This window comes from Streptomyces sp. T39 (assembly GCF_008042045.1).
In the GTDB taxonomy this organism is placed as follows: Bacteria; Actinomycetota; Actinomycetes; order Streptomycetales; family Streptomycetaceae; genus Streptomyces.
In genome coordinates, this window is sequence record NZ_RDBP01000037.1 from 187,949 (window position 1) to 211,805 (window position 23,857).

The 23,857-nt window shown below is 72.4% G+C and carries 22 protein-coding genes; 14 read left to right on the plus strand and 8 right to left on the minus strand.

The window, feature by feature from the left end; all coding sequences use genetic code 11:
• Positions 1–448: 448 nt before the first annotated feature.
• Positions 449–2,245 (minus strand): AMP-dependent synthetase/ligase, encoded by a 1,797-nt coding sequence (locus EAO77_RS23280; protein WP_147990246.1) that lies wholly within the window; start codon positions 2,243–2,245, stop codon positions 449–451.
• Between the two features lie 288 nt (positions 2,246–2,533).
• On the opposite strand from EAO77_RS23280, the gene EAO77_RS23285 reads away from it, so the two are divergent.
• The 6 genes from EAO77_RS23285 (at position 2,534) to EAO77_RS23310 (ending at position 7,375) form a co-directional block, all read left to right on the plus strand.
• A complete protein-coding gene (locus EAO77_RS23285) occupies positions 2,534–3,301 on the plus strand; it encodes a metallophosphoesterase (protein WP_147990980.1) in 768 nt (255 codons plus the stop codon).
• A 92-nt stretch (positions 3,302–3,393) separates the two neighbouring features.
• Positions 3,394–3,843, plus strand: coding sequence for an SRPBCC family protein (locus EAO77_RS23290; protein WP_147990247.1), 450 nt, complete (start codon positions 3,394–3,396; stop codon positions 3,841–3,843).
• Positions 3,843–5,027, plus strand: a complete 1,185-nt coding sequence (locus EAO77_RS23295) for an ArsA family ATPase (RefSeq protein WP_147990248.1) — start codon at positions 3,843–3,845, stop codon at positions 5,025–5,027. The genes EAO77_RS23290 and EAO77_RS23295 overlap by 1 nt, the downstream gene beginning before the upstream one ends.
• A 65-nt stretch (positions 5,028–5,092) precedes the next feature.
• Complete coding sequence (locus EAO77_RS23300; RefSeq protein WP_147990249.1) at positions 5,093–5,533, plus strand: DUF5304 domain-containing protein; 441 nt, start codon at positions 5,093–5,095, stop codon at positions 5,531–5,533.
• A 65-nt stretch (positions 5,534–5,598) separates the two neighbouring features.
• Positions 5,599–6,540, plus strand: a complete 942-nt coding sequence (locus tag EAO77_RS23305) for an ROK family glucokinase (RefSeq protein WP_147990250.1) — start codon at positions 5,599–5,601, stop codon at positions 6,538–6,540.
• A gap of 73 nt (positions 6,541–6,613) precedes the next feature.
• On the plus strand, positions 6,614–7,375 hold the full coding sequence (locus EAO77_RS23310; RefSeq protein ID WP_147990981.1) for an endonuclease/exonuclease/phosphatase family protein: 762 nt from the start codon (positions 6,614–6,616) through the stop codon (positions 7,373–7,375).
• Between the two features lie 145 nt (positions 7,376–7,520).
• Here the strand turns inward: EAO77_RS23310 and EAO77_RS23315 are convergent, their stop codons facing one another.
• Positions 7,521–8,096, minus strand: coding sequence for a hypothetical protein (locus EAO77_RS23315; protein WP_147990251.1), 576 nt, complete (start codon positions 8,094–8,096; stop codon positions 7,521–7,523).
• On the minus strand, positions 8,089–8,895 hold the full coding sequence (locus EAO77_RS23320; protein WP_147990252.1) for an alpha/beta hydrolase: 807 nt from the start codon (positions 8,893–8,895) through the stop codon (positions 8,089–8,091). Before EAO77_RS23320 ends, EAO77_RS23315 begins: the two co-directional genes overlap by 8 nt.
• 205 nt (positions 8,896–9,100) lie before the next feature.
• Between EAO77_RS23320 and EAO77_RS23325 the strand changes: the two genes are divergently transcribed.
• From EAO77_RS23325 to EAO77_RS23345, 5 genes are all read left to right on the plus strand, one after another.
• On the plus strand, positions 9,101–9,853 hold the full coding sequence (locus tag EAO77_RS23325) for a lysophospholipid acyltransferase family protein (RefSeq protein WP_147990253.1): 753 nt from the start codon (positions 9,101–9,103) through the stop codon (positions 9,851–9,853).
• Between the two features lie 35 nt (positions 9,854–9,888).
• Positions 9,889–11,097, plus strand: a complete 1,209-nt coding sequence (gene macS, locus EAO77_RS23330; RefSeq protein ID WP_147990254.1) for a MacS family sensor histidine kinase — start codon at positions 9,889–9,891, stop codon at positions 11,095–11,097.
• Positions 11,094–11,768: a response regulator gene (locus EAO77_RS23335; protein WP_147990255.1), complete on the plus strand. Its 675-nt coding sequence runs from the start codon at positions 11,094–11,096 to the stop codon at positions 11,766–11,768. Before macS ends, EAO77_RS23335 begins: the two co-directional genes overlap by 4 nt.
• A gap of 167 nt (positions 11,769–11,935) precedes the next feature.
• On the plus strand, positions 11,936–12,964 hold the full coding sequence (locus EAO77_RS23340) for a 6-phosphofructokinase (RefSeq protein WP_147990256.1): 1,029 nt from the start codon (positions 11,936–11,938) through the stop codon (positions 12,962–12,964).
• Between the two features lie 107 nt (positions 12,965–13,071).
• Positions 13,072–14,076 carry a 2-hydroxyacid dehydrogenase gene (locus tag EAO77_RS23345; RefSeq protein ID WP_147990257.1) on the plus strand — a complete coding sequence of 335 codons (1,005 nt, stop codon included), beginning with the start codon at positions 13,072–13,074 and terminating at the stop codon, positions 14,074–14,076.
• A gap of 5 nt (positions 14,077–14,081) precedes the next feature.
• On the opposite strand, the gene EAO77_RS23350 is transcribed toward EAO77_RS23345, so the two are convergent.
• Positions 14,082–16,001: an anthranilate synthase family protein gene (locus EAO77_RS23350; protein WP_147990258.1), complete on the minus strand. Its 1,920-nt coding sequence runs from the start codon at positions 15,999–16,001 to the stop codon at positions 14,082–14,084.
• Positions 16,002–16,272: 271 nt separating this feature from the next.
• On the minus strand, positions 16,273–19,062 hold the full coding sequence (locus EAO77_RS23355; RefSeq protein ID WP_147990259.1) for an N-acetylmuramoyl-L-alanine amidase: 2,790 nt from the start codon (positions 19,060–19,062) through the stop codon (positions 16,273–16,275).
• A gap of 160 nt (positions 19,063–19,222) precedes the next feature.
• On the opposite strand from EAO77_RS23355, the gene EAO77_RS23360 reads away from it, so the two are divergent.
• Both EAO77_RS23360 and EAO77_RS23365 read left to right on the plus strand, forming a co-directional pair.
• Positions 19,223–20,575 carry a class II 3-deoxy-7-phosphoheptulonate synthase gene (locus tag EAO77_RS23360; RefSeq protein ID WP_147990260.1) on the plus strand — a complete coding sequence of 451 codons (1,353 nt, stop codon included), beginning with the start codon at positions 19,223–19,225 and terminating at the stop codon, positions 20,573–20,575.
• Positions 20,576–20,736: 161 nt separating this feature from the next.
• On the plus strand, positions 20,737–21,003 hold the full coding sequence (locus EAO77_RS23365; RefSeq protein WP_261994114.1) for a bacterioferritin-associated ferredoxin: 267 nt from the start codon (positions 20,737–20,739) through the stop codon (positions 21,001–21,003).
• Positions 21,004–21,070: 67 nt separating this feature from the next.
• Here EAO77_RS23365 and bfr read toward each other — a convergent pair whose 3' ends face one another.
• A complete protein-coding gene (gene bfr / locus EAO77_RS23370; protein WP_018486665.1) occupies positions 21,071–21,550 on the minus strand; it encodes a bacterioferritin in 480 nt (159 codons plus the stop codon).
• 153 nt (positions 21,551–21,703) lie between these two features.
• Between bfr and EAO77_RS23375 the strand changes: the two genes are divergently transcribed.
• Positions 21,704–22,336: a sulfite oxidase-like oxidoreductase gene (locus EAO77_RS23375; RefSeq protein ID WP_147990262.1), complete on the plus strand. Its 633-nt coding sequence runs from the start codon at positions 21,704–21,706 to the stop codon at positions 22,334–22,336.
• 13 nt (positions 22,337–22,349) lie between these two features.
• Here EAO77_RS23375 and EAO77_RS23380 read toward each other — a convergent pair whose 3' ends face one another.
• Together EAO77_RS23380 and EAO77_RS23385 are read right to left on the minus strand one after the other, a co-directional pair.
• Positions 22,350–22,916, minus strand: a complete 567-nt coding sequence (locus EAO77_RS23380) for a DUF4396 domain-containing protein (protein ID WP_147990263.1) — start codon at positions 22,914–22,916, stop codon at positions 22,350–22,352.
• 88 nt (positions 22,917–23,004) lie between these two features.
• Positions 23,005–23,853, minus strand: a complete 849-nt coding sequence (locus tag EAO77_RS23385; RefSeq protein WP_147990264.1) for a deoxyribonuclease IV — start codon at positions 23,851–23,853, stop codon at positions 23,005–23,007.
• Positions 23,854–23,857: the final 4 nt, after the last annotated feature.

Genomic DNA, 23,857 nt, shown 5'->3' on the forward strand with positions numbered 1-23,857 from the left:
GGCGGCCCCGGGTGCTGGGGGCGCTGGCGGCCTTCGGGGCGCTGCCTCGGTGTCCCTGCGCGTCAATCGTCGGCGGGGCAGCTCTGTCAGCCCGTCCGGCGTTTGAGGACACCGCGCGAAGCGCGGTACGGGTCCGGGCGGAGCCCGGTTTCGGGAAGGGGCGGGGTGGGGTGAGGCCCGCCGCAGGCGCCCCCCGCCCCGGGCCGAGGAGCTCTCGCGGGCGCGGCGCCTCCGCGGGGACGCTGCCCCGGCGCCCCCCGGGCCCCGCACGCCGGCGGGGCCGGCACGTCGCCCGGGCCGGCACGTCGCCGCAGGCAGGGGCGAGGCCGGGACGTCGCCCCGCGCCTCACACGCCGGCGCGAGCCGGGACGTCGCCCCCGACGCCGGCGGCACCGAGAGCCCGTCCCGAGCGCCCCCTTCGGAGCCCGGTGACGGCCCCCGGAGGGGGTCAGCCGCGGTACAGGGACTCGATCTCGTCCGCGAAGTCCTTCGCCACCACGTTCCGCTTCAGTTTCAGCGACGGCGTGATGTGCCCCGCCTCCTCCGTGAACTGGGTCGCGAGGATGCGGAACTTGCGGACGGACTCCGCCTTGGAGACCGCCGCGTTGCCGTCGTCGACGGCCTTCTGGATCTCGGCCAGCAGCTGCGGGTCCTCCCGCAGGGCCGCCGCCGTGGAGCCGGCGGGCTTGCCGTGGTCGGCCGCCCAGCGGACGAGGAAGTCCTCGTCGACGGTGACCAGCGCGCCCACGAAGGGGCGGCCGTCGCCGACGACCATGCACTCCGCGACCAGGGCGTGCGCCCGGATGCGGTCCTCGATGACCGCGGGGGCGACGTTCTTGCCGCCGGCGGTCACGAGGATCTCCTTCTTGCGGCCGGTGATGGCGAGGTAGCCGTCCTCGTCGAGGGTGCCGATGTCGCCCGTGTGGAACCAGCCGTCGGCCAGCGCCTCCGCCGTCGCGGCCTCGTTGCCCCAGTAGCCCGAGAAGATGTGCTCGCCGTGCAGCAGGACCTCGCCGTCGTCGGCGATGCGCACGACCGAGCCGGGCAGCGGCTGGCCGACGGTGCCGATCTTCTGCCGGTCCCACGGGTTGAAGGCGGTGGCCGCGCAGGACTCGGTGAGGCCGTAGCCCTCCAGCACGGTGAAGCCGATGCCGCGGAAGAAGTGGCCGAGCCGCTCGCCGAGCGGGGCTCCGCCGGAGATCGCGTACTCGCCGCGCCCGCCGAGCACCGCGCGCAGCTTGCCGAAGACCAGCTTGTCGAAGACCTTGTGCTTCAGCCGCAGGCCGATCGAGGGGCCGGACGGCGTGGCGAGGGCCTGGCTGTAGGCGATCGCGGTGTGCGCGGCCTTGTCGAAGATCTTGCCCTTGCCGTCGGCACGGGCCTTGGCGCGCGCCGAGTTGTAGACCTTCTCGAAGACCCGCGGCACGCCGAGGATCAGGGTCGGCCGGAAGGAGGCCAGCTCGTCCGTGAGGTTCTTGATGTCCGGTACGCAGCCCAGCTTGATGGGCGCCATCACCGAGGCGACCTCGACCAGGCGGCCGAAGACGTGCGCGGTGGGCAGGAAGAGCAGGACCGAGCACTCGCCGGTGCGGAAGAGCGGCTTCAGGCGCTCCACCACGTTGCCGCACTCGGCGAAGAACGCCCGGTGGGTGAGCACACAGCCCTTGGGCCGGCCGGTGGTGCCGGAGGTGTAGACGATGGTCGCCGGGTCGTCCGCCTTGGCGGCCGAGCTGCGCTCGTCGACGACCTCCTCGGTGATGTCGGCGCCCGCCGCCTCCAGCTCCGCGACGGCGCCCTCGTCGAGCTGCCAGACGTGGCGCAGGTCCGGCAGGGAGCCGCGCACCGACTCCACGGCGGCGGCGTGCGCCTCGCTCTCGACGATGGCCGCGACGGCGCCGGAGTTGCCGAGGATCCACTGGACCTGCTCGGCGGAGCTGGTCTCGTAGACGGGGACGGTGACCGCGCCCGCGCTCCAGATCGCGAAGTCGAGCTGCACCCACTCGTAGCGGGTGCGCGACATCAGGCCGACCCGGTCGCCGGGCCGGATGCCGGAGGCGATGAGCCCCTTGGCGGCGGCCCGCACCTCGGCGAGGAACTGCACGGCGGTGACGTCGGTCCAGGCGCCGGCGACCTTGCGGCTCATGACGGCCACATCTGGATGCTGAGCGGCATTGCGGCGGATGAGATCCGTCAGGTTGCCGTCCGTCGGGACCTCGTACAGGGCCGGAAGGCTGAACTCGCGCAAGACTGCTGCTCCTCATCGGGCTCCGGCGCCACGGCTCTGTGTGATGCACCGGCTGCGGTCCACGTCGGGCAGGTGCTCGGTGGGGATGAGCACGACTGGACTTCCCGGACGTTACCCATCAGTAGTCGGTTCCCGGTAGGGGGTCCCGGCCAATGTTCCCTGCGTCACACGGCTGCGGCTGGACGTCGGGGGAAGTATTCCACCCCCAGATGTCGCGCGAGTAACCGCAGGTGGAGCCCCTCTGTCCAGGCGCTGCGGACGGGTCGTAGGGTGCTCGCCATGGCAGGCATGCGAGTCAATGTGGTCAGCGACGTGCACGGCAATGCGAAGGATCTCGCCACCGCGGGCGACGGCGCGGACGCCCTGATCTGCCTCGGCGACCTCGTGCTCTTCCTCGACTACGCCGACCACTCGCGCGGCATCTTCCCCGAGCTCTTCGGCGTCGCCAACGCCGATCTGATCGTGGAGCTGCGCACCGCCCGCCGTTTCGACGAGGCCCGCGACCTGGCCCGCCGTCTCTGGGCCGAGCTGGAGGTCGACCGCGAGACGGCCGTCGCCTCGGCGGTGCGGCGGCAGTACGCCGAGATGTTCGCCGCGTTCCCCGCCCCGACGTACGCGACCTACGGCAATGTCGACATCCCGACCCTGTGGCCCGAGTTCGCCCTGCCCGGCACCACCGTCCTCGACGGGGAACGGGTGGAGATCGGCGGCCGGGTCTTCGGCTTCGTCGGCGGCGGCCTGCGCACCCCCATGCGGACCCCGTACGAGATCTCCGACGAGGAGTACGCGGCCAAGGTCGAGGCGCTCGGCGAGGTCGACGTCCTCTGCTCGCACATCCCGCCCGACGTTCCCGACCTCGCCTACGACACGGTGGCCCGCCGCTTCGAGCGCGGCAGCCGCGCCCTGCTCGACGCGATCCGGCGCACCCGGCCGCGCTACGCCCTCTTCGGGCACGTGCACCAGCCCCTGGCGCGGCGCATGCGGATCGGCGCCACCGAGTGCGTGAACGTGGGGCACTTCGCGTCCACCGGGAAGCCCTGGACCCTCAGCTGGTGAGGGCGCCGCGACTGCGGGTCACAATGGCGCGATAGCCTGCACACCACCACACGACCCCGGTCATCACCTTGCACTGTTGAGGAGCCGCAGCGATGGCGGAACACACCAGCTCGAGCATCACGATCGATGCGGCGCCGGCCGACGTCATGGGCGTGATCTCCGACTTCGCGCGCTACCCGGAGTGGACGGGCGAGGTGAAGGAGGCCGAGGTGCTCGCCACCGACGCCCAGGGCCGTGCCGAGCAGGTCCGCCTCGTCCTCGACGCGGGTGCGATCAAGGACGACCACACCCTCGCCTACACCTGGCACGGCGAGAACGAGGTCAGCTGGACGCTCGTGAAGTCCCAGATGCTCCGGGCCATCGACGGCTCCTACCGCCTTGCGCCCGTCGGCGGCGGCGACCGCACCGAGGTCACCTACCAGCTGACCGTCGACGTCAAGATCCCGATGCTCGGCATGATCAAGCGCAAGGCGGAGAAGGTCATCATCGACCGTGCCCTCGCCGGTCTGAAGAAGCGCGTCGAGAGCGGCGCCGCCGCCTGATGCAACGGGTCCTGGTCACCGGCCTCGGCGGCGCGGGCCGCACGACCGTCGCGGCGGCCACGGCACTCGCCGCCGCCTCGGCGGGCCACCGCACCCTGCTGCTCTCCGCGCAGGCCCTCACCGTCCTCGGCGTCCCCGTCGACGGCCCGCCCGAACGGCCCGACCCCGTCGCGGACGGCCTGTGGGCGGCCCGCATCGACACCGCGGGCGACTTCCGCGCCGAGTTCCTCGACCTCCAGGACCGCGTCTCGGCCGCCCTCGACCTGCTCGGAGCCACCCCGTTCGAGGACGAGGAGCTGACCGAGCTGCCCGGCAGCGGTGAGTTCGCGCTGCTGCGCGCGCTGGCGAACGCCTCCCACGGCGGCTGGGACGTCCTCGTCGCCGACCTGCCCCCGCTCGACGAGACCGTGGCGCTGCTCGCCCTGCCCGAGCGGCTCCGCCGCTATCTGCGCCGGCTGCTGCCGCCCGAACGGCAGGCCGCCCGCGCGCTGCGGCCCGTGCTCGCCCAGCTCGCCGGCGTCCCGATGCCCGCCCAGTGGCTCTACGAGACGGCCGGACGCTGGGACACCGCGCTCGCGGACGTCCAGGCGGCCGTCGAGTCCCCGGGCACCCGCCTCACCGTCGTCGCCGAGCCGGGCCCGGCCGCCGCGGAGCGGCTGCGCGCCGTGCGGCCCGGCCTCGGCCTCTTCGGCCACGCCGTGCACGCCGTGGTCGCCAACCGCATGGTGCCGGCCGACTCCCCGGACCCCTGGGTGGCCTCCCTCGCCGCGCAGCAGGCCCGGTGCCTGAAGGAGTGGCACGGCGCCTGGCCCCCGGCGGCCGCCGTCGGCGCCCTGCCGCACCTGGGGCGGGACCCGCGCGGTCTCGGCGACCTCGGCCGGCTGGCCGCCCTCCCCGTCCTCGCCCCGCCCACCGCGGCGGGCGCCCGCGAGGGCCTTCCCGAGCCCGTGCACGGCGACGGCGGCACGCTCGTCTGGCGCCTGCCGCTGCCGGGCGCCGTCAAGGAGGAGCTGTCCCTCGTACGCCGCGGGGACGAACTCCTCGTCACCGCCGGTCCGTTCCGCAGGATCCTGCCGCTGCCGCCGGTGCTGCGCCGCTGCACGGTGGCCGGCGCGGGGCTGGCCGACGGGACGCTGAGCGTGCGGTTCACGCCGGACCCCGGCCTCTGGCCGCGGACACGCTGAAGCCGGCGGGGCCGTTCGGGTACCGTCGAAGGCAAGCAACCCGCTGCCTGCCGCAGGAGTACGCCATGAGCGATGCCACCGAGCGTCCCGACGTCGACGACGACGCGTGGGCCACGGCGTGCGAGGAGGACCTCAGGGCCGAGCAGGCCCGCCGGCGGGCCGAGGCCGGGCAGCCGCCCGAGTCCGCGGCGGAGGAACTCCGCAAGCTTCTGGGCGCCGTCGCCGACAAGGTGAGCGCCTTCCAGTCGTCGCTGCCGGGCATGGCGGCGCAGAGCGCCGTGCACCAGTTCGTCAGCCAGGCCAAGGCCGCCGTCGAGCCGGTCATCGAGCGGAACCCGCAGGTCTTCGACCATCTCGCGGCCGCCGGCGGCGAGCTGCTGGCCGCCTACCGGTCCGCGGTGCAGGCCCAGGAGAGCCGCTGGACCAAGCAGAGCCGTCCCGCCGAGAAGCGCGACGACCCGCGCGACGAAGGCCCGGGTCCGAGCGAGCACATCGACCTGGACTGACCGGCCGGGCCCCGCCCTCGGGTACCGTTGCCCCTAGCGGGGCTCGACCGAATACTGAGGGACACATGGGACTCACCATCGGCGTCGACATCGGCGGCACGAAGATCGCGGCGGGCGTGGTCGACGAAGAGGGCACCATTCTCGAGACGCACACCGTGCCCACGCCGTCGACTCCCGAGGGCATCGTCGACGCGATCTGCTCGGCCGTCGCCGGTGCCGGCGGGGGGCACGAGATCGAGGCCGTCGGCATCGGCGCGGCCGGATACGTCGACGACAAGCGCGCCACGGTCCTGTTCGCGCCCAACATCGACTGGCGCCACGAGCCGCTCAAGGACAAGGTCGAGCAGCGCGTCGGCCTCCCCGTCGTGGTCGAGAACGACGCGAACGCGGCGGCCTGGGGCGAGTACCGGTTCGGTGCCGGGCAGGGGCACGACGACGTCATCTGCATCACCATCGGCACCGGTCTCGGCGGCGGCATCATCATCGGCAACAAGCTGCGCCGCGGACGCTTCGGAGTGGCGGCCGAGTTCGGCCACATCCGGGTCGTGCCCGACGGGCTGCTGTGCGGCTGCGGCAGCCAGGGCTGCTGGGAGCAGTACGCCTCCGGCCGGGCCCTGGTCCGGTACGCCAAGCAGCGCGCCAACGCCACCCCCGAGAACGCCGGCGTGCTGCTCGGCCTCGGCGACGGCACCGTCGACGGGATCCAGGGCAAGCACATCAGCGAGGCCGCCCGGCAGGGCTGCCCGGTGGCCGTCGACTCCTTCCGGGAGCTGGCCCGCTGGGCCGGCGCGGGGCTCGCCGACCTGGCGTCCCTCTTCGACCCGTCGGCGTTCATCGTCGGCGGCGGTGTCTCCGACGAGGGCGACCTCGTCCTCGACCCGATCCGCAAGTCCTTCCGCCGCTGGCTGATCGGCGGCCACTGGCGGCCCCACGCCCAGGTGCTCGCCGCCCAACTCGGCGGCAAGGCCGGTCTTGTGGGCGCCGCCGACCTGGCCCGCCAGGGCTGAGTCCCGCCGCCGTGTGCCCGCCGCGTCCTCACCGGATCGCGGCGGGCACCGTCGTATCTTGATCCGCATGGCCATGAGCGTGAACGAGCTGCCCGCGCTGCCCAACTCCCGTACGGAGGAAGACGGTTCGGCCGTCATCCGGGTACTGGGCTACAACATCCGGTCCCTGCGCGACGACGAGGAGGCCCTCGTCCGGGTCATCCGGGCCTGCGAGCCCGACCTCGTCCTCGTCCAGGAGGCCCCGCGCTTCTTCCGCTGGCGCAAGCACGCCGCCCGCCTCGCCGCCGCCAGCGACCTGGTGATGCTCTCCGGCGGGGCGACCGCCGCCGGCCCGCTCCTGCTGTGCTCGCTGCGGGCGACCGTGGAGCACACCGAGGACATCCTGCTGCCGCTCACCCGCGGGCAGCACCGGCGCGGGCTCGCCACGGCGGTGGTCCGCTTCGGCGGGGCACGGCTCGGCGTGGTGAGCTGCCACCTGAGCCTGACGTCCGCGGAGCGCTTCGACCAGGCGCGGATGCTGCTGGACCACCTCGCCTCGCTGGACGTGCCGCACGCGGTCGTCGCCGGGGACATCAACGAACGCCCCGAGGGGCGCAGCTTCCGGATGCTCGCCGGCACGCTCCAGGACTGCTGGACGGTCAACCCGTGGGGCGACGAGCACACGTCGACACCCGCCGACCCCCGGCAGCGGATCGACGCCGTGTTCGCGACGGAGGGCGTGGAGGTCCTCGGCTGCGGCGTCCCGCGGGGGCTGCCGGGTCTGACCGCCGAGGACCTGCGCGCCGCCTCCGACCACCTCCCGGTCCTCGCGGCCCTGCGGGTGCCGGCCTCCTGACGCCCGCCGGGCACCGGCCCCGCGCCCGCCCGCCGGGCACCGGCCCCGCCCGCCGCGCCGACCGGCAGGGATGGCCCCCCGGGGACGCGCAAGGGGCGGGCCGGGGACCACGTCCCCGGCCCGCCCCGTGCGGGACAGGCGCCCGCTACACCACCGCGCCCCGCCCGGGGTCGTCCATGTCATCGTCGTCGTCGGGCGACATCCGGGCGACCAGCGTCGCGAAGCCGCCCAGGAAGCCGCCGACGCACACCGTCGTCAGCCACCACGTCATGTCCCAGCGCAGCAGCACGGCGAGCAGCATCAGCACCGGGCCGCCGATCACCGCCAGCCAGGCGAACTTCGCCGTGACGTCGGCCTCCGGCAGCGGCGGGGGCTCGGGGGGGACGAAGTGGCCCTCGTCCGACTCGTCGAAGTCCTCCTCCTTGGCCTCCGCGACCCGGTAGTCGCGGGGACCCGCGACGCCCGGCGCGAAGGTGATCGAGCTGCCGAGCGCGGGCTTCTCCTCCGGGTCCTCGTCCGCCGCCGTGTCCCGGGGCGCGTCGGACGCATCCGGTGCGTCGTTCGTCCTCGTCTCCAGCAGCGCGAGGTCCTCCACCGACTTGAACGGCTTCGCCCCCGGCGGGTCGGCCGGCTCATCGCCGTACCCTGCGACGATGGCGGCCCAGGCGGCCTCCTCGTCGATCGGCTGCGGCTCACGGTCCGCGTCGTGCTGTTCAGCCACCGGTCGTACTCCCTCCCCATGCCTCCGCCGCGCGGGACCCGCCGGCCCCGGCCTCCGGAGCGAGCCGGCCGATGAACGCGTGACTCTCCTCGAAGATCCGCTCCGCATCGTTGTCCAACGTCGCGACGTGGTAGCTGTGTTCCAGGAGGACCTCGGTGACATCCGTGGACGACACCCGGCGCAGGATCCGCGCGGAGTCCGCGGGCGGGACGACGTGGTCCTGCGGGCTGTGCAGCAGCAGCATCGGCTGGGTCACCTGGGGGAGCTCGCCGTCCACCAGGCGGAAGAACTGCCGCACCGAGTGGGCCGCGTGCAGCGGCACCCGGTCGTAGCCGACCTCCTCGACGCCGGGCTTGGCGATGTCGCTGGTCAGCCCCTTGGTGGAGGGCACCAGATGGCGGACGGCCGGCAGCAGCGACGCCATCGCGCCGTGCACCCTGTTCGCCGGATTGACGACGACGACGCCGCGCACGGCGTCCCCGTGCCGGGCCGCCAGCCGCAGGGTCAGCGCCCCGCCCATGGAGAGGCCGAAGACGAAGACCACACGGCAGCGGTCGCGCAGGGCGTTCAGTTCGCGGTCCACCTCCGCGTACCAGTCCTGCCAGCCGGTCACCTGCATGTCCTGCCAGCGGGTGCCGTGGCCCGGCAGCAGCGGCAGCGACACCGACAGGCCGCGCTCCGCCAGGTACTCGGCCCAGGGCCGCAGCGACTGCGGGGAACCGGTGAATCCGTGACAGAGAAGGACGCCGACCTCGCCGCCGTCATGGCGGTACGGCTCGGCTCCGGGAAGGACCGGCACCGGGGTCTCCTGTTCGTGAGGTGTTGCGTGAGGTGTGCGGAGCGTACGGGGACGCGCTGGGCCGACGGCCCGAAGGGTGTACTTCACGGTACGCGACCGGGCGGACACCGACCAGGGCCGTCACGGCCCGGGCGTTCACCGGAACGGGGGACCGGCCCCCGGCACGGGATAAAGTCTGTTCGAGAACACACAGGAGGATTTCGAGTTGATCTACGGCGCCATGAAGTTCTCCATCGGGGGCTCCCTGAAGCTCGCCTTCCGGCCCTGGGTGGAGGGCCTGGAGAACATCCCGGCCGAGGGCCCGGCGATCCTCGCGAGCAACCACCTCTCGTTCTCGGACTCCTTCTTCCTGCCCGCGGTCCTCGACCGCAAGGTCACCTTCATCGCCAAGGCGGAGTACTTCACCTCGCCCGGCGTCAAGGGCAGGCTGACCGCCGCCTTCTTCAAGGGCGTCGGGCAGCTGCCCGTGGACCGCTCGGGCGCGCGCGGCGCCGGCGAGGCGGCGATCAGGGCGGGCATACAGGTCATCGAGTCGGGCGGTCTCTTCGGCATCTACCCGGAGGGCACCCGGTCGCCCGACGGGCGGCTCTACCGCGGCAAGCCCGGCGGTCTCGCCAGGGTCGCGCTCGCCACCGGGGCTCCGGTCGTCCCGGTCGCCATGATCGACACGGAGAAGATCCAGCCGCCCGGCAAGGTCGTCCCGAAGCTGATGCGTCCGGGCATCCGGATCGGCGCGCCCCTCGACTTCAGCCGCTACCACGGCATGGAGGGCGACCGCTTCATCCTGCGTTCGGTCACGGACGAGGTCATGTACGAGATCATGAAGCTCTCCGGCCAGGAGTACGTCGACATCTACGCCACCGCCGCCAAGCGGGCCATCGCCGAGGCCGAGAAGGCCGAGAAGGCGGCCCGGGCCGAGGCGGAGAAGGCACAGAAGTCGCAGCGGCCGGCCGCGTAGCGGGTCCCGTCGCAGGGGCCCTGGGGGTGGGGGAGATGACCGGGCGCGAGCGCGTCGTGAGGATGTCGGTGGAGCTGCCGCTGTGGCGCGCGCTCATCGGCTACCGGCTGTTGACGACCGTGTACGCGGTGCTGCTGTTCGTCTTCACCCGGGAGAAGTTCGAACGGCCCCAGATCGCGGCCGCATTCCTCGCCGTGATGGTCCTGTGGACCCTCGCCACGCTGCCCCGGGTGAAGAACGCGGCCCGCTGCACCCGCCCCTTCCTGATCGCCGACCTCACCGTGGCGCTCACCGGCATCCTGCTGACGCCCCTGGCCGACGCCCAGGCGCAGAGCGTGGACGGCCCCACCCTGCCGTCGATCTGGACGGCCGGCGCGGTCCTCGCCTTCGCCCTCAAGGGCGGCTGGCGCTGGGCCGGCTTCGCCTCCTCGCTGGTCGCCGTCGCCAACATCGTCGAACGCGGCGAGCCGAGCCGGGACACCCTGCACAACGTGCTGCTCGTCTGGGTCGCCTCCATCGCCATCGGCTACGTCGTGGAGGTCGCCCGGGCGTCCGAGCGCACCCTCGCCCGGGCGCTGGAGATCGAGGCGGCGACCAGGGAACGGGAGCGGCTCGCCCGCGACATCCACGACGGCGTCCTGCAGGTGCTGGCGATGGTGCAGCGGCGCGGCACGGCGCTCGGCGGCGAGGCCGCCGAACTGGGCCGGATGGCCGGTGAGCAGGAGGTCGCCCTGCGCAGCCTGGTCGCCGGCGGGCTGGTGCCGCCGTCCCGGCTGAGCGACGACGGGGCCCTGGGCGCCGTGGTGCGCGAGGCGGAGGCACCGGACGACGACGCACAGGGCGGCCCGGTGGACCTGCGCACCCTGCTGACGCCGCACGCCGGAGCCCGGGTGACACTGTCGGAGCCCGGCGCCCCGGTGCTGCTGGAGCGTCCGGTCGCCAGGGAACTGGCCGCCGCCGCGGCGGCCGCGCTGGACAACGTGCGCCGGCACGCCGGGGCTCAGGCCCAGGCGTGGGTCCTGGTCGAGGAGTGGCCCGACGAGGTGATCGTCACCGTCCGGGACGACGGTCCTGGCATCGCGGCGGGCCGGCTCGCGCAGGCCGAGGGCGAGGGACGGCTGGGGGTGGCCCAGTCCATCCGCGGCAGACTGCGTGACCTGGGCGGTACGGCCGAGCTGATCTCGGTCCCCGGCCAGGGCACGGAGGTCGAGTTGAAGGTTCCACGGGGGAAGGCGGAGAGATGAGCGAGACGCAGACGATCAGGGTGATGGTCGTCGACGACCACCCGATGTGGCGGGACGCGGTGGCCCGCGACCTGACGGCGGCGGGCATGGAGGTCGTGGCCACGGCCGGTGACGGCGCCCAGGCGGTCCGCCGGGCGAAGGCGGTCGTCCCCGAGGTGCTGGTCCTGGACCTCAACCTGCCCGAGCTGCCGGGGGTGCAGGTCTGCAAGGAACTGGTCGCGGCCCTGCCCGGGCTCCGCGTCCTGGTGCTCTCGGCCAGCGGGGAGCACGCCGACGTGCTGGAGGCCGTGAAGTCGGGCGCGACCGGCTATCTGCTGAAGTCGGCCAGCACCGAGGAGCTGACCGACGCGGTCCGGCGCACCGCGGTGGGCGACGCGGTCTTCACCCCGGGGCTCGCCGGACTGGTCCTCGGCGAGTACCGCCGACTGGCCTCCGAGCCCGGCCCGGCGTCCGGGGCCGGCCGGCCGAAGGCCCCGCAGCTGACCGACCGGGAGACCGAGGTGCTGCGTCTGGTCGCCAAGGGGCTGTCGTACAAGCAGATCGCCGAGCGGCTGGTGATCTCGCACCGCACCGTGCAGAACCACGTGCAGAACACGCTCGGCAAGCTCCAGCTCCACAACCGCGTCGAACTGGTGCGGTACGCCATCGAGGCGGGCCTGGACGACGTCTGACGGGCACCGGCCCCCGCCCCGCGGGGCGGGGGCCGGCCGCAGCGCGCCCCGCCGCGGGCCACCGGCCGGCCACGCGCCCGGGAATTGACCATTCGCCGCATATCGGAGTGACCTGGATCACCATTAGCGTGACGGTTCTCGGGCTCACCTGGCGAAGGGAAGCTTCCATGCGCGTCGGAGTACTGACCGGGGGCGGCGACTGCCCCGGCCTCAACGCGGTCATCCGCGGTCTCGTCCGCAAGGGCGTCCAGGAGTACGCGTACGAATTCGTGGGGTACCGCGACGGCTGGCGCGGGCCTCTCGAAGGCGATCTGATCCCGCTCGACATCCCCGCCGTCCGCGGCATCCTGCCCCGCGGCGGCACGATCCTCGGCTCCTCGCGCACCAACCCGCTGAAGCAGGAGGACGGCATCCGGCGGATCAAGGAGAACCTCGCCAAGAACGAGGTCGACGCCCTGGTCACGATCGGCGGCGAGGACACCCTGGGCGTCGCGGCCCGGCTGTACGAGGAGTACGGCATCAAGTGCGTCGGCGTGCCGAAGACCATCGACAACGACCTCTCCGCCACCGACTACACCTTCGGCTTCGACACCGCCGTCGGCATCGCCACCGAGGCGATCGACCGGCTCCACACCACCGCCGAATCGCACATGCGTGTCCTGGTCGTGGAGGTGATGGGCCGCCATGCGGGCTGGATCGCCCTGCACTCCGGCCTCGCGGGCGGGGCCAACGTCATCCTCATCCCCGAACAGCGCTTCGACGTCGACCAGGTGTGCGCCTGGGTGTCCTCCCGTTTCCGTGCCAGCTACGCGCCGATCGTCGTGGTGGCCGAGGGCGCGATGCCCAAGGACGGCGACGCGGTCCTCAAGGACGGCTCGCTCGACTCCTTCGGGCACGTCAGGCTCTCCGGTGTCGGCGAATGGCTCGCCAAGGAGATCGAGAGGCGGACCGGGAAGGAGGCCCGTACGACGGTTCTCGGCCATGTGCAGCGCGGCGGCACCCCGAGCGCCTTCGACCGCTGGCTGGCCACCCGCTTCGGTCTGCACGCCGTCGACGCCGTGCGCGACGGCGACTTCGGCACGATGGTCGCGCTGCGCGGCACCGACATCGTCCGGGTCCCGATCGCCGAGGCCACCGCACGGCTGAAGACCGTGGACCCGGCGCTGTACGAGGAGGCCGGCGTCTTCTTCGGCTGACCCGTGCCGGGCCGAAGGGCCGGCCCGCGCTGCGAGCCGTATATTCGCGATGTCCGATCCGCCTGCATTCGCGCCGTACGGCTCGCAGTACGCATCCGGGAGAATCCGTGGAAGTCCTTGCCTTCGGGGTCCAGGCCGACGAGAAGCCGCTGATCGAGGCGGCGTTCGACGGACGCCACGAGGTGCGCTGCGTCGGCGTCTTCCTCGACGCGGACACCGCGGCCATGGCCGCCGGCTACGAGGCGATCTCCACGAGCGTCAACGCCCGCCTGGACGCCGGGGTGCTCCAGACCCTGGCCGTCGGCGGCACGGCGATGATCGCCCAGCGCTCCACCGGCTTCAACAACATCGACCTCGACGTCGCCGAACGTCTCGGGCTGACCGTGGCCCGGGTGTCCTTCTACTCCCCCTACTCCGTGGCCGAGTTCGCCTGGACGCTGGCGATGGCGGTCAACCGGAGGATCGTCCGCGCGTCCAACCGCACCCGCGACTTCGACTTCCGTCTCGACGGCCTGATGGGGCGCGACCTGCGCGGCCGCACCGTCGGCGTGGTCGGCACCGGCAAGATCGGCGAGGCGTTCACCCGGATCGCCCACGGCTTCGGCATGCGTCTGCTGGGCTGGGACATCGCCCCCAATCCCGCCTGCACCGAGCTGGGCATGACGTACGTGCCCAAGGAGGACCTGTTCGCCGAGGCCGACCTGATCAGCCTCCACGTGCCGCTGCTGCCCGCCACCGAGCACCTGATCGGCGCCGACGCGCTGCGGCTGATGAAGGACGACGCCATCCTGGTCAACTCCAGCCGGGGCGGCCTGATCGACAGCGACGCCCTCGTCACCGAGCTGCGCAAGGGCCGGTTCACCGGCGTCGGGCTCGACGTCTACGAGGCGGAGGCCGGGCTGTTCTTCCTCGACAAGTCGCTGGAGGCGGTCGACGACGACACCCTCGCCCGGCTGGTCACCTTCCCCAACGTGGTCGTCACCTCCCACCAGGCGTACTACACCACGGACGCGGTCGCCCAGATCGTGGACACCACGGTCGCCAACATCGACGACTACGCGGCCGGCAGGCGCAGCGAGAACGTCCTGGTCCCCGCCGCGCCCGCGCCCTGAGCCGGTCAGCCCACGAGCACACCCGCCAGCAGCGTCGCCGTGAGCGCGGCGCCGTTCATCGTCAGCACCGACTCGGGGTGGAACTGCACGCCCGCGAAGCCCTCGCCGCGCAGGGCGTGCACGTCGCCGCTGACCGGGTCGCGGCTCAGCTCGATCCGGTGCGTCGCCAGCTCCGCCGCCGTGCCCGCGTCGCAGCGTGCGGTGTAGCTGTTGTAGAACCCGACCGTCTCCGGGCGCCCGAAGAAGTCGATCCGCTCCTGCGCGCCCTGGTACGGGGCGTCCTTGCGCACGATGTCCAGCCCCAGCTCCGCCGCCAGCAGCTCGTGGCCCAGGCAGACGCCGAGCAGGGACGGACGGGCGGCCGTGCCCGGGGCGGGCGGGGCGGCCCCGGGCCGGCGCCCCGTCAGCAGGTCGCGGGTGAGCCCCCGCAGGAACGCCATCCGGGGGTCGGCGACGTCGGACGGGTCACCCGGCCCGGGCCCCAGCACGACCGGCCCCCCGTGGGCGAGCGCCGCCTCCCGCAGTCCCGGGGCGTCGAAGCGCGCCACGGTCACCTCCAGGCCGGTCGACCGCAGCAGATGCGCCAGCATCGCCGTGAACGTGTCCTCGGCGTCCACCACCAGGCAGTGCCCGTCGAGGTCGGCCGACCGCTGCTGCATCCGCAGCCAGAACGGCGCCAGCCGGGATCTGCGGGAGTCCAGCGCAGCGCGCACCCGGGGATCGTCCGCGAGACGGGGCGCGTCCCCGGCGTCCTCGGCCCGCCCCGGCCGTACGCCCAGCGCGGCGAGCACCGCCGCTGCCTTGGCGTGCGTCTCGGCGACCTCGCCCATCGGATCGGAGTGCCGCACCAGGGTCGCCCCCACCGGAACCCGCAGCGCGCCGTCCGGCCGGATGTCGGCGGTACGGATCAGGATCGGCGAGTCCAGCGTCTGCGCACCCGTCGCGTCCCGCCCGATCAGCGCCAGCGCCCCCGCATAGTAGCCGCGGCCCACCCCGTCCGGCCCGACCGGTTCGTGGCGCTCGATGACCCGGCAGGCGTTCTCCAGCGGGGAGCCGGTCACGGTGGCCGCGAACATGGTCTCCTTCAGCACCTCGCGCACGTCCAGCGAGGTCCGGCCGCGCAACTCGTACTCGGTGTGCGCGAGATGGGCCATCTCCTTCAGCCGCGGCCCCACGACCACCCCGCCCATGTCGCCGACCGTGCACATCATCTTCAGTTCCTCGTCGACCACCATCGAGAGCTCCTCGCGCTCCTTGCGGTCGTCCAGGAAGGCCAGCAGCGATGCGGCGTCCGGACCCTCGGGCGGGTAGCGGAAGGTGCCGCTGATCGGGTTCATCACGACGGTCCCGCCGGACATCCGCACATGCACCTCGGGGCTCGCCCCGACCAGCGTGCGCTCCCCGGTGTGCACCACGAACGTCCAGTACGCGCCCCGCTCACCGGCCAGCAGCCGCCGGAACAGGGCCAGCGCGTCCGCCCGCCCGAAGCCGGGGATGCTGCCGGTGAAGGTCCGCCGGATGACGAAGTTGGCGCCCTCGCCCCGGCCGATCTCCTCGTCGATCACCCGACGGACGATGGAGGCGTACTCCTCGTCCCCGGTGTCGAACGCGCCGTCCTGGACGTGTACCGCGTGACGGGGGAGCGCCTCCAGGGCCTCGGCGAGCGGGAGTTCACAGGTCTGGCCGGCGACCAGCACGGCGAGCGGGGTGCCGTCGTCGGTCACCCGGAAGCCGCGCTCCGCGATCTGGCGGAACGGGACGAGCGCCAGCACGGGCGTGTCGCCGACCGGGATGTCGGCCAGGCGGGCCGCCTCGTGGACGTCGCCGATCAGCACCTCGACCGTGTCGTGGTCGCGGCCGGGCGTCCGGCGGTGCAGCAGGGCGAACGGGGGGCAGTCGTCGTCGAGCAGCCTGTCGATGATCATGCGAGGTGTTCCTTCCGGGTGGGAGGAACGGCCGCGGTCCCCGGAGAAAAGGGAGAAGGCCGCCCCTCGGGCGGCCTTCGTGATCCGGTGCTGCGCGCGATCAGGAGGTGGGCCGCCGAAGAGCGGGCCACCACCAGTTCTGGATCTGCTGCGCGAACATGACGCAGACCCTAACGCATCCGCCCGCGCCGGCGGGGCGCGTCCCACGAAGAGGGACGGCCCCGCCGGCGCGGGCGGAGGGCGGCCGTTCGCCGGCGGGGCCGGCGTCCGGTCAGACCAGCGTGTTGTAGATCTGCCAGCCGTTGCCGACCGAGGAACGGGCGGCGAAGGGGGTGACCGGGTTGCCGGTGCCCTTGTAGAACCAGAGCGCGCCGGACGGCTCGCGGCCCACCATGTCGGGGAAGCCGTCCTTGTTCAGGTCGCCGGTGGCCACCAGCGCGTTGAACATGTTCCAGCCGCCGCCGACCTTGACGCGCTTGGCGTACGGCGCGGCGGCGTTGCCGGTGCCCTTGTAGAACCACAGGTAGCCGGCGGTGTCGCGGCCGACGGCGTCGGCCTTGCCGTCCTTGTCGAGGTCACCGAGGGCGAGCAGCATGTTGTACGTCTGCCAGCCGTCGCCGATCTTCACCCGGCGGGCGAACGGGGCGGCCGGGTTGCCGGTGCCCTTGTAGTACCAGAGCGCGCCCGACGGCTCACGGCCCAGCATGTCCGCGAGGCCGTCGCCGTCGAGGTCCTGCGAACCGACGATCATGTTGAACATGTTCCAGCCGGGACCGACCGCGACCCGGGCCTTGAAGGGCTGGTCGGGGTTGCCGCTGCCCTGGTAGTACCAGAGGTTGCCCGAGGCGTCCCGCGCGACGATGTCACCGGTGCCGTCCGCGCGCAGCGGGCCGAAGTCGGTGATCGCGGTGAAGCCCTGCCAGCCGCCGCCGATCCGGTAGCGGGAGAAGAACGGCGTCGTCGCGCTGCCGGTGCCCTGGTACTGGTACAGCGAACCGGAGGCGTCCCGGGCGAGCGCGTTGAACCGGGTGGTGCCGTTGTCCGCGGCGGTGGGCGCGGCCTCGGTGAGGTCGGTGGACTTCACCCAGGCGAGCCGGTGGTTCCAGCGGATCGGGACGTAGGTGTCGGTGGTGCCGACCACCCGCACCTGCGCGGAGCCGAAGAAGTCGTCGCCGACGACCGCGTCACCGGCCTTCGCGTACGCCTGGCCGCTCGCGACCGTGTACTTGGAGAGGTGTGCCGGGTTGTCCGTCGGCGCGGACTGACCGGTGCCGGTGTACGCCGACGCCTCGGGGAAGGTCCGGCCGTAGATCTTCGCCCCGGTCACGGGCTTGACCAGGGTCCCTCCGGTGACCGGAGCGGTGAACTGGCCGCCGGGGTTGCGGAACCACGCCTTCTTCCCGCCGTACCAGATCGCCGTCCAGTCGTTCTTGGCCTCGGCGACGACATAGGTGCCGCCCGCCACGACCTTGTTGCCCCAGTTCGGGCCCTCGGACCAGAGGTAGGACGGGAAGTACGGGTCGGTGATCGTGGCCGACGAGGTGGACGCCGAGGAGTAGAGGTACAGGAAGTTCGACGGGCGCGGGTCGACCGGCTTGGACGCGCCGCCGTAGGTCAGCGTGGGCTGGTTCGCCGTGGTGAACGGCGGCACCACACGGACCAGCTGGCCCGCCTTGAGCGGACCGCCCGCGCCGCCGGCGCCGGTGGGCGCGCCGAGCAGCGACATGTAGTGGTTCCAGTCCCAGTAGGGACCGGCGTCCCAGTGCATGCCGGAGACCTTGTCGTCCAGCTGACCGGGGACCTCGTCGTGGCCGACGATGTGCTCGCGGTCCAGCGGCACCCCGTACTTCGCCGCCAGGAACTTCACCAGCGCGGCGGAGGACTCGTACTGCGGCTCGGTGTACCAGCTGCCCGCCTTGATGGCGTAGCCCTCGTGCTCGATGCCGATGTCGTGCATGTTCGCGGTCCAGTTGCCCGCGTGCCAGGCGATGTTCTTGTTCTCGACCATCTGGGTGACCAGACCGTCGGAGGCGCGGATCAGGTAGTGCGCGCTGCCCCGGGCCGTGGCGCTCTGGAAGGCGCTGATGGTGCCCGCGTAGCTGCCCTCGGTGTCGTGGACGACGATCCGGCGGACGTCGAACCCGCCGGCCTGGGCGGAACGGTTCGCCAGGGTGTAGTTGCGCTGCCCGGTGCTCGGGACCTCGGCGGGGACGTAGTTGCAGTTCAGTCCGGCCGGGCACTCGGGCGTCGGGAGGGCCGTGGTGCTCGCGGTCGTCGCCAGCGGCACCTTCGACGGCTTGACCGGGGTGACGGACGGGTCGGCCGGCAGCGTGAGCTGCTCGCCGTCGGCGGTGACCCGCTTCTCGCCCGTGCGGATCGACTCGAAGACGCGCTTCGCGAAGAGGTCGGCGCCCTTCCTGTCGGGCGACTGGCTGTAGCGGGCGACGGCCGCGTACCACTGGTCCGCGTCGTCCGGCAGGTCGCCGGTGGCCTGCTTCTGGTACTCCGCGAGGAGGGCGGCGCCGGCGCGGATGCTCTCCCCGGTGTCCGACTTCACGGACTCCTCGGAGCCGTCGATCAGCTGCGCGGCCTCGTCGAGGGTGTGCAGCCGGGGGTCGTCGGTGTCGACCGTCTCGTCCGGCAGCGCCGCGAGGGCCGCGGCGGCGTCGAAGGTCTTCTCGATCTCCGGGTTGCCGCTCGCGTTCAGGTGCGCCAGGCGCTCCTTGCTGTCGTGCTGCTCGACGTCCCCGGGCTCCACGCTGGTCAGCCCCATGACGTTGTACGCGCCGGTGACGCTGGGCTCGCCGGCGTGCGACTCCCAGCGGGTCTGCCGGTAGGAGACGGCCATGAGCACGCTCTGGGGCACGTCGAACTCGCGCGCCGCGTCCGCGAACTGCGACTGGAGCGTCTCGGGCCGGGCGGGGCCGGCCTCGTCGCCGATGCCCACGAGGCCGGGCGAGGCCACCGCGACGGTGCCGATGGTCGCGGTGGCGACGACAGCGGCCGCCGCACCGTAAAAGAGTCGTTTCTTCTTGCGATCTCTGCGGTGACCCTGACTCACGCCCACCCCTGGTCTGTGTTGTGTTGTGATCGGTTTCGACAGCGCGCCGCAGGGTAACACCACTCGTTCGAGCGAATACCCTCGGGGGACATTCCGGGCGGCCGTCTCAGTGACTGGGCAATGGGCCGGACACTTCCCGCAACCCCGTAGTGTTGACGGCGTGACCGTGAACGCTAAGACCACCGCTACCGGTGGCAACACCTGGCGACACCTGCCCGCGGCGCAGCAGCCCGAGTACCCGGATGCCGAGGCTCTGCGCGATGTGATCGCGGACCTCGAGTCGTATCCGCCGCTCGTCTTCGCGGGCGAGTGCGACCAGCTGCGCGCCCGGATGGGAGCCGTCGCCAAGGGCGAGGCGTTCCTTCTCCAGGGCGGCGACTGCGCCGAGGCCTTCGACGCGGTGTCCGCCGACCACATCCGCAACAAGCTGAAGACCCTGCTCCAGATGGGCGCCGTGCTCACGTACGCCGCCTCGGTGCCGGTGGTCAAGGTCGGCCGGATCGCCGGCCAGTACTCCAAGCCGCGCTCCAAGCCGACCGAGACCCGCGACGGGGTCACGCTGCCCACCTACCGCGGCGACTCCGTCAACGGCTTCGACTTCACCGAGGACGCGCGCATCCCGGACCCCGAGCGCCTGAAGCGGATGTACAACGCCTCCGCGTCGACGCTCAACCTGGTGCGCGCCTTCACCACCGGCGGCTACGCCGACCTGCGCCAGGTCCACGCCTGGAACCAGGACTTCGTGAAGTCGTCCCCCTCGGGCCAGCGCTACGAGCAGCTCGCGCGCGAGATCGACAACGCGCTGAACTTCATGAAGGCGTGCGGCACCGACCCGGCGGAGTTCCGCACGGTCGAGTTCTTCGCCTCCCACGAGGCGCTGCTGCTGGACTACGAGTCGGCCCTCACCCGTGTCGACTCCCGTACGGGCCACCTGTACGACGTGTCGGGCCACATGGTCTGGATCGGCGAGCGCACCCGCCAGCTGGACGGGGCGCACATCGAGTTCGCCTCCCGGATCCGCAACCCGATCGGCATCAAGCTCGGCCCGACGACGACGGTCGACGAGGCCCTGAGCTACGTCGACAAGCTGGACCCCGAGCGCGAGCCCGGCCGGCTGACCTTCATCGTCCGCATGGGCGCCGACAAGGTCCGCGACAAGCTCCCCGAGCTGGTCGAGAAGGTCACCGCCTCCGGTGCGACCGTTGCCTGGGTGACCGACCCGATGCACGGCAACACCTTCGAGGCCGCCTCCGGCCACAAGACCCGCCGCTTCGACGACGTGCTGGACGAGGTCAAGGGCTTCTTCGAGGTCCACAAGGCGCTCGGCACGCACCCGGGCGGCATCCACGTCGAGCTGACCGGTGACGACGTCACCGAGTGCGTGGGCGGCGGCGACGAGATCTTCGTCGACGATCTGCACCAGCGCTACGAGACGGCCTGCGACCCCCGGCTCAACCGGAGCCAGTCGCTGGACCTCGCCTTCCTGGTCGCGGAGATGTACCGCGACCAGTAGCGACGGCATGACGACGGTGGGGCGCGGATCGCTGTGATCCGCGCCCCACCGTCGTTCTCCGGGCTTTTGTGCGCCGCACCCGGCGGGTAAGGTTAGGTTAGCCTCACCGATCCACGGAGGGGTGACCCTTCGATCCGGCGCCGCCCCGGGAGGTGAACCGCGTGTACGTCTGCTCGTGTTTCGGCATCACGGAGAAGCAGGTCAAGGAGCACGCGGAGGCCGGGGCCTGCACCCCCCGCCAGATCGCGTCGGTCTCCAAGGCGGGCACCGACTGCGGATCGTGCGTACGCCGTATCCAGGGCCTGCTCGGCCGGGGCGCCTGCCCCCGTCGTGAGCTGCTCGACCAGGGCGAGGGCGCGGGCGTGCTCGCCGCCGACCCCCTCGCATCCCCGCTGCCGGCCGCCGCGGCGCTCGACGAAGCGGCCTGAGGCCGGCCGCGGCGCTCGACGAAGCGGCCTGAGGCCGGTCCGCGCGCCGCGCGACGGCCCCGCAGGGTCAGCTCTCCGGCTGCTCGATCAGCTGGGCGATGTAGAGCGGCTCCCCGAGCTTCTCGACGAGCTCCAGCTGGGTGTCGAGGTAGTCGATGTGGTGCTCCTCGTCCTCCAGGATGGACTCGAAGATGTTCGCCGAGGTGATGTCCCCCTTGGCCCGCATCACCTCGATGCCCCGCTTGAGGCGGTCGATCGCCTCCACCTCCACCTGCCGGTCCGCCTGGAACATCTCCGTGACGGTCTGGCCCACGCGGACGTGGAACAAACGCTGGTAGTTGGGCAGCCCGTCGAGGAAGAGGATCCGGTCGGTGAGGACCTCGGCGTGCTTCATCTCGTCGAAGGACTCGGCCCGGGTGTATTTGGCGAGTTTGGTCCAGCCGAAGTTCTCCTGCATCTTCGCGTGCAGGAAGTACTGGTTGATCGCGGTCAATTCGGCGGTCAGCTGCTCGTTGAGGAACTCGATGACCTCGGGGTCGCCCTGCATCGCAGAGGCTCCTTCCGCACGTATGACTGGGCAGGTCCCGCATCCTTGCACCGCGGCCGGTGACCGTCCAGTAAGTGCCTCCTTAGTAGGAGTTGCCCGAATGGGCCCGTACCTGGTCATGACCACCCCTCGCGGTCTGTCACCATGGATGACATGGGTCAGCCGGAAAGCCGGGAATACCGCGCACCACAGGGGTCCGAGCTTCCGCCGGGGCAGCGACTCCAGCGCGGCTGGCCGGTCACCCACTACGGACCCGTGCCCAAGTTCAAGCCCGACCGCTGGGAGTTCAGGGTCTTCGGCGCCACCGCCGACGGGGACAAGCGCTGCTGGAACCACGAGGAGTTCTCGGCCCTTCCGTTCGCCACCGTGGTCGCCGATCTGCACTGCGTCACGAAGTTCAGCATGCTGGGGGCCGAATGGGGCGGTGTGGCCGCCCGGACCGTGGTCGCCCTCGCCCCGCCCGCGCCGGCCGTCTCGCACGTCATGGTGTGGGCCGAGTACGGCTTCAGCGCGAATCTGCGGCTCGACGACTTCGTCTCCGAGCGCACGATCTTCGCCACGCACAAGGACGGCGAACTGCTCACCGCCGAGCACGGTTTCCCGCTGCGGCTGGTGGTGCCGCAGCTGTACGCCTGGAAGGGCCCCAAGTGGGTCCGCGGCATCGAGTACATGACCGCCGACCGGCGCGGATTCTGGGAGGAGCGCGGCTACCACAACGTCGGCGACCCCTGGAAGGAGCAGCGCTACTCCTACCAGGAGGAGCCGGGGGACGGCCCGGAGCTCTGAGCCGCCGGGCGCCTCAGTGGTACCGGTGCACCACCGCGTGCCCCTTGCCGCGGCCGATCAGCCACTTGTTCACCGGGGTGGTGACCAGGAAGGCGACGAGGAAGGCGAAGGCGAGCGCGCCCCAGAAGAGCCCGTCGCCCAGATGCGCATCCATGGCGCCCGGGACCAGGAGCAGGACGCCGTTGTCGACGATCTCCATCACGGTGATGGAGAGGGTGTCGGCGGCCAGGGCGACGCCGACGGCGGCCCGCAGGCCCAGGCCGGCACGGGTGACCGACCGGAGCGTCAGCGAGTAGCCGAAGAGGAACGCCAGGGCGATCGCGAGAGCCATCGTGGGGGCGTTCCCCCAGCCCAGGGCCGTGCCGATGATCATGCCGAGCACCTCGCCGATGGCGCAGCCGGTGAGGCAGTGCAGGGTGGCCCGGACCGCCGTCGCCCACCCGGTGGTGGCGTGCGCGTCGTGGTCCCCGTGGCCGGTGTGCCCGCCGTGCTCGTCGTGACGGGCGTGGTCGCCGCGGCCGTCGGGGTGTCCGGTGCGGTGCTGCGACCGGTGCTCGTCGTGCGGTCCGTGCTGCTCCATGGCCGTGCCCCCATGTCGGATGACGGTTCCTGTCGTACCCGGGAACCGTATACCCCCCAGGGGTATTCCTCAAGCGGAGACGCGCACGTCAGCGCAGTGCCTTCAGCCGTGCCACGTCCGCGGCGTGCCCCTCCTTCCCGCCGGGCGTCTCGATGATCAGCGGCACCCCCGCGGTGGCCGGATGGGCCATCAGCGCGGCGAACGGCCGCTCGCCGATCGTCCCCGCCCCCACGTTCGCGTGGCGGTCCTTGTGCGCGCCCGCCACGTCCTTGGAGTCGTTGGCGTGGATCAGTTTCAGCCGGCCGTCGCCGACGGTGGCCACCAGCTCGTCCAGGGTGCGCGCCACCCCGTCCGGCGCCGCCAGGTCGTGACCCGCCGCGTGGATGTGGCAGGTGTCCAGGCAGACCCCGAGCATCGGATGCGCGTCCAGCGCCGCGAAGTACGGCCCGAAGTCCTCGGCCAGGTAGCACAGCGACGATCCCTGGCCGGCCGTCGACTCCAGCAGCAGGAAGGGGTCGTCGTCATGGGTCAGCTCGTCCAGCAGCGGCAGCATCCACTCCCGCACCTGGGCCAGCGCCACGTCCCTGCCGCGGCCGCCGGTCGCCGAGCCCGTGTGCACCACCACCCCGCGGGCGCCGATCTGCCGGGCCCGGCGCAGCGAGTGCCGCAGCGACAGCACGGACTGCTCGACCGTCGCCACGGTGTGCGAGCCGAAGTTGATCAGATAGGGCGCGTGCACCCAGGCGGACATGCCCTCCGCGGCGCACTCGGCCCGGAACTTCTCGTCCTCGGCGGGGCTGCCCGTCGGCAGGGCCCAGCCCCGGGGATTGGCCACGAACACCTGGACCGCCTCGGCCGCCAGCTCCCGCGCGTAGGCGAGACCGGTGGTGGCGAGACCGCCGGCCACGGGGACGTGACCGCCGACGGGGTTGCGCATGCGT

Coding starts and splice junctions, on each gene's coding strand:
- EAO77_RS23285 (WP_147990980.1), top strand. CDS start 2,534: ATGCGAGTCAATGTGGTCAGCGACGTGCACGGCAATGCGAAGGATCTC.
- EAO77_RS23290 (WP_147990247.1), top strand. CDS start 3,394: ATGGCGGAACACACCAGCTCGAGCATCACGATCGATGCGGCGCCGGCC.
- EAO77_RS23295 (WP_147990248.1), top strand. CDS start 3,843: ATGCAACGGGTCCTGGTCACCGGCCTCGGCGGCGCGGGCCGCACGACC.
- EAO77_RS23300 (WP_147990249.1), top strand. CDS start 5,093: ATGAGCGATGCCACCGAGCGTCCCGACGTCGACGACGACGCGTGGGCC.
- EAO77_RS23305 (WP_147990250.1), top strand. CDS start 5,599: ATGGGACTCACCATCGGCGTCGACATCGGCGGCACGAAGATCGCGGCG.
- EAO77_RS23310 (WP_147990981.1), top strand. CDS start 6,614: ATGAGCGTGAACGAGCTGCCCGCGCTGCCCAACTCCCGTACGGAGGAA.
- macS (WP_147990254.1), top strand. CDS start 9,889: ATGACCGGGCGCGAGCGCGTCGTGAGGATGTCGGTGGAGCTGCCGCTG.
- EAO77_RS23335 (WP_147990255.1), top strand. CDS start 11,094: ATGAGCGAGACGCAGACGATCAGGGTGATGGTCGTCGACGACCACCCG.
- EAO77_RS23340 (WP_147990256.1), top strand. CDS start 11,936: ATGCGCGTCGGAGTACTGACCGGGGGCGGCGACTGCCCCGGCCTCAAC.
- EAO77_RS23350 (WP_147990258.1), bottom strand. CDS start 16,001: ATGATCATCGACAGGCTGCTCGACGACGACTGCCCCCCGTTCGCCCTG.
- bfr (WP_018486665.1), bottom strand. CDS start 21,550: ATGCAGGGCGACCCCGAGGTCATCGAGTTCCTCAACGAGCAGCTGACC.
- EAO77_RS23375 (WP_147990262.1), top strand. CDS start 21,704: ATGGGTCAGCCGGAAAGCCGGGAATACCGCGCACCACAGGGGTCCGAG.
- EAO77_RS23380 (WP_147990263.1), bottom strand. CDS start 22,916: ATGGAGCAGCACGGACCGCACGACGAGCACCGGTCGCAGCACCGCACC.
- EAO77_RS23385 (WP_147990264.1), bottom strand. CDS start 23,853: ATGCGCAACCCCGTCGGCGGTCACGTCCCCGTGGCCGGCGGTCTCGCC.